We start from the raw sequence: 9,090 nt of genomic DNA on the forward strand, positions 1-9,090 counted from the left end.
GCGTTAACTGTTACTCGAATAACAAATGGATGTCATCCCTGCAATTGATTTACTCGAAGGGCGTTGTGTGAGACTCTATCAAGGCGACTACGACCAAGCCCAAACTTTCAACGATGATCCGGTTGCGGTGGCTCAACAATGGGCAGATCAAGGCGCAACTTGGTTACACTTGGTTGATCTCGATGGAGCCAAAACAGGTCAACCCACGAATCATCATATCATAGAAGCCATTGTCAATGCGGTTAATATTCCCGTACAAGTGGGCGGCGGGTTACGCAGTCGAGAAACCGTTGCAACGTTGTTAAATTTGGGCGTAAAACGGGCAATTTTAGGGACGGTTGCAGTGGAAAACCCCCAATTAGTGGCGGAGTTGTGTCAAGAATTCCCTGAAAAAATTGTCGTGGGAATTGACGCCCGTGATGGTAAAGTTGCCACTAGAGGTTGGCTAGAAACTTCAGAAGTATTAGCCACTGAACTCGCCCATCAGATGGCACAGTTAGGCGCCAGTGCTATTATTTATACTGATATTCATCGGGATGGTACTTTACAAGGCCCAAATAAAGCGGCGCTGCGGGAAGTTGCAAACGTTGTCGCCATTCCTGTGATCGCCTCTGGGGGAATTAGTTCGGTGACAGATTTGTTAAGTTTGTTATCCTTAGAACCGTTAGGCGTCACGGGGGCGATTGTGGGTCGCGCTTTATACACAGGAGATGTTGACCTGAAAGAAGCAATTCAGGCTGTTGGTCAAGGACGTTGGCAGGATGTCCCGCCAGACTTTGGGGGTTCGTCTTTTGCTTAAGCAAAAATCAATCCCATTTCTCAACCGTCCGTTTATATAACCAATCTTCTACTCTAGTCGGATCATCAACATATTTTTTCAGCCCTGGATCTGGCCAGATATGTAGTCTATCTTTACATCCGACAGAGATCGCTGCGGCTTCAATATCCTCCCATTGTCTCAAAAAATCCTCAGCCCAGGAGCGTTTTGTCATCACAGAATTAACCCATTCTAACCCGGCTGCAAGCATTCGTTTTCCATTCGTACCCCTGGCGTTAATGGGTTCCCAAAAAATGACTTCCGGTTCAAGCTGCATGATTTTTTCTAAATATTTTTTAAAGTCATCTCGCGTTAAACTGGGTGGAGTTGGAGCCATTGCCACATAGAGACGACATCCCGCTTGATGACCTTTTAATAAGGCTTCATAACGTTTAGAAGGTGGGGGTGCTTGGGGTTCAATTTGACGACTCAATTGATCATCTAAATAGGGTAAACTCATCCCAACTGTAATATTATGATTAATTAGAATATCAAGATCATTAATCCATAAAGGACTGCGGGTTAAAATTCGGACTCTTTTGTTTTTTGCTGACAGAATCTCAACAACACGACGAGTAATTTCAGCAGTTTGTTTGTTTTGATAGGGATCGGTACCCGAACACAATAAAACAACGCCTTGACCTGGATCTGTTATGTTCCAAGTTCTCTTACGTTCTAAAATTGTCTTCAATTTTTCGGGAATTCCTTCACGAATTAAAAGGTATTGTCCCCAGTCCATTTGAGGGTTATTGACTCCTTTTTTCTGAAGTTCCGCCTGTCTTGTCCGAATGGCAGGTGTTGAAGGAACATAACAATTATGAGTCGCTAATCCATTGGCAAAAAATGTGTGTGTTGAGGTTTGGATATCTACAACATCAATTAAGCCCATCGGAATTTTGTCAATGACTTTTGCTGCCTTAATCCCTTTTAACGCCCCTCCTATTATCTTTTCTGACTTCCTAGCTATGGCTGGGCAAAAGGTTGAGAAAAATCTGATAACTTCTGAAAAACCCCCAAGAAGCCGAAGGTTGAAGTAGCAACTTTCATACTTTTCAACTTTGAAAGTAAATCCAAATGACTCTGCGTACTTTTGGACTTGATGTAAGACGGGTAATGTTTTTTGGGAAAGCCGAAGCGATTGATTGAAAGAACCTTCTGCATCAAAAAACCCTGATACAAAACCCCTGTGATACTCAGCCGTGTCTAAGGGGGCGGCAAGTAAATGAAATAACTTTCTACACTGGGCTTGAGATCGAGTTTCCACTTTTTGAGCTTCTCGATGCTTATCGCTACCTTTATAATAAGGGCGAATGTTAACAGATATGTTGAACTCTAGGAGATACTCAACTAATCTCTCTAGAGGTTCAAAGTCGCAAAGAGCAACCCTCCAATATGGCGTGTAATCCCCTTTATAAAGCTCGTCAGGGTTGAATCTGAATGTTCCATCCCCTGCTGTTATTCCTGCGATGTAGCCAAGCTTGTAATCGACTGAAGGAACGAAATAGTTCGCCGATCCAATACTTTTGATTGTAGAGAACCCATCTTTTCTGTTTTGCAAAACAGTCGTTAATTCACAAGTCGATAACCATTTTCCCCGATGATTAAGCCATCCATGATTTGAGGTTGCAATTATTTCTCCTGTGTCTGTGATAATTTTTGTCGCCTCTTGCTTGCTCCATTGAATTGCCTCTATAGTGCTTTTGCGGAAAAATCGATAAACATGACTGGTAGTATTTTCGTCAAACCCTAGAAGTGTATCCCCCACTTGGGCATATTCTAGTTTTCGCCAAACGAGATCTGAGTAAAGAATTAAAGTGTCGGGGGAAAGACAAAACGTACATCCATGCAAACAGCCAGATGCTATATTAATTACATAGTCGCACAATCCCTTTTTATTCAGATTACTCTGCTGAAGTGGATTGACAATGGCTTCAGTTCCTCTAACAGTAGACATGGCTATCGACTACATTTGATGATCTAAAAAGTTATCGGCTTGTTCATAACAACTTTTTCTTTTATACTATTTATTATATCATAGACTGAAGAAATAATCAATATTCAATTTTATTTCTTAAATCTTGAAATTTGGAACTATGGAACAACAAACTTTTGGCGGTGATTGGACTGAAGAAAAGTTAAAGCGAGTCAGTAAATATTTAAAAGCTTATTCAACAATTATGAATAAGTATAATTTTAACTATGCTTATATAGATGCCTTTGCGGGAACAGGATACAGGACACTTAGGGACGAAGATGAACTGAATACTTTACTGTTACCAGAACTGGTGGAGCAAGAATCAAAAAAGTTTTTAGATGGATCGGCACGAATAGCACTTCAAATCAAGCCAGAGTTTAAGAAATATATATTTATTGAAAAAGATGAAAACAAAGTCAATGAATTAGAAAAGCTTAAAATAGATTTTCCTAATTTATCTGAACGAATTAGTATTATTCACTCCGACGCAAATGTTTATCTTAAAGATCTATGTCGAAAAGACTGGAAAACACGGCGTGCTGTCCTTTTTCTTGATCCCTTTGGTATGCAAATCCCCTGGGAAACAATTGAATTAATTGCTCAAACAAAAGCTATTGACTTATGGTATCTTTTCCCATTAGGAATAGCGATTAATCGATTACTAACCAAAGATGGAAATATTAGTGAATCAAGAAAAGCCCGACTCAATGAAGTATTTGGAACAACAGACTGGTATGACACATTTTACAGAATTACAGAACAAACAAACTTGTTTGGAGACACATATTCTACAACAGAGAAAATCGCAAACTGTGAGTTAATAGGTCAATATTTTACAGAAAGACTAAAGACAATTTTTGAAGGTGTAGCCAAAAATCCTCTAGTGCTATGTAATTCTAGAAATACACCTTTATACCTACTTTGCTTTGCAGCCGGAAATAAGAAGGGAGCGTCAACCGCCATTAAAATTGCTCAAGATATACTCAAGAAATAGGAGGTTGATAACTTTTAGAGTCGATAGAAATGAGCAAATTAATCAGCTACAACCGTCAGTTGAATTCACCAGCTAAAGGGTTGAACGCAGGGGCGATAACTGTTCAATGAGTTCATCGGTTTGTCCGGTGACATGATTGGCGTATCGTTGGGCGAGGGGCGGAACAAAAACTAAGGGGTTACTAAAGCCTGAAAAAATATGAATTCCGGTTAAATTGGGTATTGCTCCAACCAAAGGCAAACTATCGGCTGTAAACGCCACTAAACAATGATACCAATGAGCGGGTAAATCTTGCAATGGGGGTAATATTTTACCGATGGCGTTGCGAATTTGGGCTTCACTTTCTGCGGGGTTAACTTTAGCATTCGGATCACTTAAAACCCGAGAAGGTTGACCGATTCGCATTTTGTTATTTAAAAATTGTACCGCACTCCCATCAATAATTAAAGGCACAAATTCATGTCCGGGTTCATCCCAGAGGCGTTCAAATTCCGGCTTGGCGGCGTCGGCTTCGAGTTGAAACCGTTCCATTCCCGCAGACATCACAACGGTTCTGAGGTTAATCTCAACAGGTGGCGTTTCTAAGACTTCTGTATGGGTAAAATGTAAGCGAATGGAAATTCCCGCAGAGGCTAATAAACTCCGAGTTAAACCCCCTGCACAAATAACAGTATTTTCAGCTAAATAAGTGTCATTTTTAGTTTTAACGCCAGTAATACGATTTTCTTGTTTTACGAATTCTGTAACTTTGGCAATTTCTAACGTTCCCCCCAGTCGTTTAAAAGCGTCTAAATAAGCAAAATTTGTTTTTTCGGGGGAGATATGACCATGACGGACAGTAAAGGCTGCGGCGATACCATTGGGGTTGAGAAGCGGTTCAATTTGACAAGCGTCTTCTGGGGTTAATAAACGAGGCGGTGTGATAAATCTAGCATAATTTTCGGCTATTTTTTCGGGGTTTTGTTCAGGGGAAACAGTTAACACGAGGTCAACTTCTCGAAATTCGGTATCGGCTTCTAATTCTTCGGATAATATTTGATGACGTTGTTTTCCATCTTCACAGAGTTGACGAGTTAACGGGGTACTTCCAGACCAATAAGCCAGTCCACCGTAACTGTAGCGAGTGGCATTTTCAAACGTTGGATTTTCTTCGATCAGAAGAACATTCAAGCCTTTTTTTGCCAGTTCATAACTGAGGCTTGTTCCTGTAATTCCAGCACCGACTATAATCCAGTCATAGTTGATCATAAGAGGAGGGTGAGTGAAGTTGACATCTATTTATATTCTGCCCTAAATTGACCCAATATTTTGATTAAGTTTTAGGTTTTGATGTGGCTTTACTGATCAATGGGTTTGTATAGAATCGTCTTTCCGCGTCGTTTTCCTGAGTCTTCCCAACCTCTTTGTTGTAGTTCCCCAATGCGATTGAGAGTGGTAATATAAGGAGCAGAAACACCTAAAATATCTCCCAATTCTTTGGCTGTTTTTAGGATGGGAACATTGGTTTTTGGTTGGGGTGGCGAAGCTTGGGGCGGTTCGACTGATGGGGGAGAAGATGAGGTTTCACTAACATTAGAGTTGAGATTATTTTCTATTGATTGTTGAATCAGTTGTTCTAAGCGATTTTCTAGATTTTGCAAGAGTTGTAGATCTAGATTTTGTTCTAAATACTGTTGAACCGTTTTTTTAACTTTCTCTGTGAGGAGTTCATCTAAACTCCCTGGAGAAGATTCGCCTGTTTCATCTAAGTAGTCAGCAATTAACTGGCTTAAAACCTCTGCTGTTGTCATGTCATGTTCAATACACCTAGCCCGAAAACGTTGCCACAAATTATGGCTAATTTCAAAGCTTGCTAGGGTTTTTTCGTCTACATCTTTTTTGTTTGATCGCTCTATCAACGATTTTTACCCTAATTTTTGCAGGAGATATCATTGGTTGTGAGATATAAAAAGTTTAGCAAAAAATGGAGAAAATCTAACTTTTAGAAATAACTTTCAAAAGCTTATTAAAAGTTTTTTCTGTTTGTTGAAAGTTTATTAAGAAGTTTTATCAATTAAAGGTGAATACTTTACCGCTTGGCTGAGACAACTTCCAGACTCAAGAAAAGAAGTAACCCGCTTCAATGACGGTTTGGCTGCTGCGGGAGTCATACTTCAGCAGATATTCGTGGGCGATCGCTTCTTGTTCTCGCAGGGTTTGAACTTCTGCTTCACCAATTTCGGTATCGGTTGACAGCAAAATAACCTGATGACTCGCTGAGGGAAAATAACGTTCGATCAGGTTGTGGCGGTGAGAGGAGTCGAGGCGCCCGAGGGGAGTGTCAATGGCGACGGGGAGGTTGCGTCCCGATACTCTGGCGAGTCCCCACAAAAATGCGATCGCCAGAAGTTGCTTTTCTCCCGCAGAAAGGCGATGTTTGGGGACGGGTTTTCCTTCGAGGTTGTAGAGAGAGAGGCTAAAGTTTTCCGTATCGATGGTGACTCGATGAACTAAATCTGATTTATGTAATAAATATCGAAAGCATTCTGCAACTTCAACTTCAAGTTTATTCAGCTTTTTTAGGGTTAATTTTTCTTTAAATTGCGTGAGGGTTTCTTGTACTTTTTGAATTCGGTTAACCAGATCTTGACTACTTTTAGATTTTAACGTCTCACCCCCGTAAGTATCTAACTGTTTTTTCGTTTGGGTAAATGCCCGTTGAATTTGATCAAAGTTGCGTTGTCCTTCTTCATAGGCTGCTTGGGCTTTCAGGAGTTCTGTTTGAGAGAGTTTGAGTTTTTCTTCTAATTTTTTGTAGACTTCGGGTGCAGCAGCCGTCTGAAGTTTAGTTTCAGTGGCATCAATTTCATCTTGTAGAGTTTTGAGTTGTTCTAAACAGTCTTTTGCTTGTTGATTTTGACTCGGCAATTGAATATTAAGAACAGTTTTTAACTCATTAACGGCTTCTGTGTCAACCTCTAAATAAGGCTGAATTTCTGTTTCTATTTCTTGTTCTAGGGCTTGATTTTCTTCTTGAAGAAAGGATTGAATTTGATGAACTGATTGTTCATCCAGAGAGATTTTAGTGATATAATCAATTAAACGGCTATCTCGTTCTTGTAAAACTTCACGGGCGGCGATAGATTGTTGACGCTTTATTTCTTTGTCGGCTTGAATTTCAGCCTGAATAAGCAGAGGATAAATTAAGTTTAAAGGTAGAGTTTCGGCTGCTAGTTTTCGCAGGGTTTGACGTAGGCTATCACGGGCTTCTTCTAAGTCTTTGACTTTGGCTTGAAGTTGAGAACTTTCTTGAGCAATTTTTCCCCCTTCTGAAACAAATTTATCCGAGGCTTTCTGTTGATGTTTCTCCGCTAACACTAACTGCTGTTTGAGTTCATCTAACTTCTGTTGAGCCGCTTTTTTTTCCTCTTGTTGTTGGGCGAGGCGTTGTTCTATTTCTTCTATATCCGCCCGTTCTTGAATATCTGCAACGTCTTTTCGTTTGCGTTGAGAGAGAATGCTTAAATCTATTGATAAACGGGTTGCCAGTTCCAGTCCTAAAAGGTTATAAATTGCATCAATAACAGCTTGTGGAGGTGTTTCTAATTCGGCTAATTCTTTAACTTGTTCACCATCAAACAGGAATAACTTAGAAATCCCTAACGGTAAAATATTCTCAATATATTCATCCCAAATACTTGCAATGGATTTATCCGGCCATTCTCCAATGACAATCCCTAATTCATCTTTACCATCTTTGGGGTTTTTTGTCCAGGTTCTGACAATTCGCCATTCTGCCATTTTCCCATCTTTAACGTGTTCAAATACAAGTTCAACCCGGGTCTTTTCAATGGGTGAAGCGTTGCTATTAACACACTGGGTTAAAAAGTCGTTGTAGCTGAGATTTCCTCTTGTTGAACATTGGGCGCGTTGTCCGTAGAGGGCGAGGCGAATAGCGTCCATCAGGGTTGTTTTTCCGCCTCCATTCATCCCCCCAAATAAAATAATAGGGCGTAGGTTGCCATTTTCTTCGGGGCGAAGATTGATGGTTTGTCTACCTTGGTAGGGGCCGAAGTTTTGTAGGACAAGTTCGAGAAATATCATGGTGGGGGTGTTGTAACGGATATTGTAACGGATGAATTAATGGTGGGGTTTTTGAGGTTTATGCTTTTGGAAACGGATAGGGTGTTGTAACGGATGGGTTAACTTTGGGTGGTTTGGGTTTATGTTTTTTGGAAACGGATAGGGTGTTGTAACGGATAGGGTGTTGTAACGGATAGGGTGTTGTAACGGATGGGGTGTTGTAACGGATAGGTTAACTTTGGGTGGGTTGAGATGATCTATCCGTTTTGATCTTGGCATTGGTTTAATTATCTCAGCAGAAGTTTAATCCGTTACCAGTCTCCGCCCCAATTTAATCCGTTACCAGCCTCCGCCCCAATTTAATCCGTTACCAGCCTCCGCCCCAATTTAATCCGTTACCAGTGGGGTTTTTGATTTTAGCGTTATTTTAATATCTGGGTTGCCATAGATAGGGTTGAATGGTTTTTCGCCAGTCTTGTAACGATTTTGGGGGTAATATTCGATGATATTCTAATCGCGATCGCCCGAAGTTTAGGAAGAGTCCGACTTCGGCGTTTGTAATGGACAAGTAAGCTACTATTTGGGCGATGTCTTTACCTTCTATTTTACGGGAAACGGCTTTGTCTTCGACGACAATACTGCTGTTTACCCAATGGTCTAGGTAGAGTCTTCCTATCCAGTTTTCTCCATCATACACTTCTTTACAGTATTCTTCTTCTACTGTTAATCCTGCTTGTCGCATTTCTAGAGTTAATGCCCTTTGATAGTGTTTTTCTCGTAGCCCTCTTTGGGTGCGGCTATGGACTCGCATTGCACAGCCAATTATTTGATAGGTTAGTTCTTGATGGGGTATTGTGGGTTTGTACATGGCGATTAGAAACGGATCTGGAAACGGAGGGGGTGTTGTAACGGATATTGTAACGGATGAATTAATGGTGGGGTTTTTGAGGTTGATGCTTTTGGAAACGGATAGGTTAACTTTGGGTGGTTGGATGGATCGGGGGTGAGTATGGTTTCAGATGATCTATCCGTTTTGATCTTGGCATTGGTTTAATTATCTCCGCCCAAGTTTAATCCGTTACCAGTCTCCGCCCCAATTTAATCCGTTACCAGTCTCCGCCCCAATTTAATCCGTTACCAGCCTCCGCCCCAATTTAATCCGTTACCAGTCTCCGCCCCAATTTAATCCGTTACCAGTCTCCGCCCCAATTTAATCCGTTACCAGTCTCCGCCCCAATTTAA

At 40.9% G+C, this 9,090-nt stretch carries 7 protein-coding genes; 2 read left to right on the plus strand and 5 right to left on the minus strand.

The features are described 5' to 3' along the window. Positions 1–25: 25 nt before the first annotated feature. Entirely contained in the window at positions 26–799 is a 774-nt protein-coding gene (hisA, locus tag WN50_RS07130) for a 1-(5-phosphoribosyl)-5-[(5-phosphoribosylamino)methylideneamino]imidazole-4-carboxamide isomerase (RefSeq protein WP_046278452.1), read from the plus strand. A 7-nt stretch (positions 800–806) separates the two neighbouring features. Here the strand turns inward: hisA and WN50_RS33820 are convergent, their stop codons facing one another. After that, positions 807–2,771, minus strand: a complete 1,965-nt coding sequence (locus WN50_RS33820) for an LAGLIDADG family homing endonuclease (RefSeq protein WP_152964737.1) — start codon at positions 2,769–2,771, stop codon at positions 807–809. A gap of 139 nt (positions 2,772–2,910) precedes the next feature. On the opposite strand from WN50_RS33820, the gene WN50_RS07140 reads away from it, so the two are divergent. After that, entirely contained in the window at positions 2,911–3,786 is an 876-nt protein-coding gene (locus WN50_RS07140) for a three-Cys-motif partner protein TcmP (protein ID WP_046278453.1), read from the plus strand. A 72-nt stretch (positions 3,787–3,858) separates the two neighbouring features. Here the strand turns inward: WN50_RS07140 and WN50_RS07145 are convergent, their stop codons facing one another. From WN50_RS07145 to WN50_RS07160, 4 genes are all read right to left on the minus strand, one after another. Beyond that, positions 3,859–5,034: an NAD(P)/FAD-dependent oxidoreductase gene (locus WN50_RS07145; protein ID WP_046278454.1), complete on the minus strand. Its 1,176-nt coding sequence runs from the start codon at positions 5,032–5,034 to the stop codon at positions 3,859–3,861. 89 nt (positions 5,035–5,123) lie between these two features. Next, entirely contained in the window at positions 5,124–5,684 is a 561-nt protein-coding gene (locus WN50_RS07150; RefSeq protein WP_235440866.1) for a hypothetical protein, read from the minus strand. Positions 5,685–5,883: 199 nt separating this feature from the next. After that, positions 5,884–7,869: a DNA sulfur modification protein DndD gene (gene dndD / locus WN50_RS07155; RefSeq protein WP_046278455.1), complete on the minus strand. Its 1,986-nt coding sequence runs from the start codon at positions 7,867–7,869 to the stop codon at positions 5,884–5,886. A gap of 406 nt (positions 7,870–8,275) precedes the next feature. Continuing rightward, positions 8,276–8,716: a GxxExxY protein gene (locus tag WN50_RS07160; RefSeq protein WP_046278456.1), complete on the minus strand. Its 441-nt coding sequence runs from the start codon at positions 8,714–8,716 to the stop codon at positions 8,276–8,278. Positions 8,717–9,090 lie beyond the last annotated feature (374 nt).

Source organism: Limnoraphis robusta CS-951, from assembly GCF_000972705.2.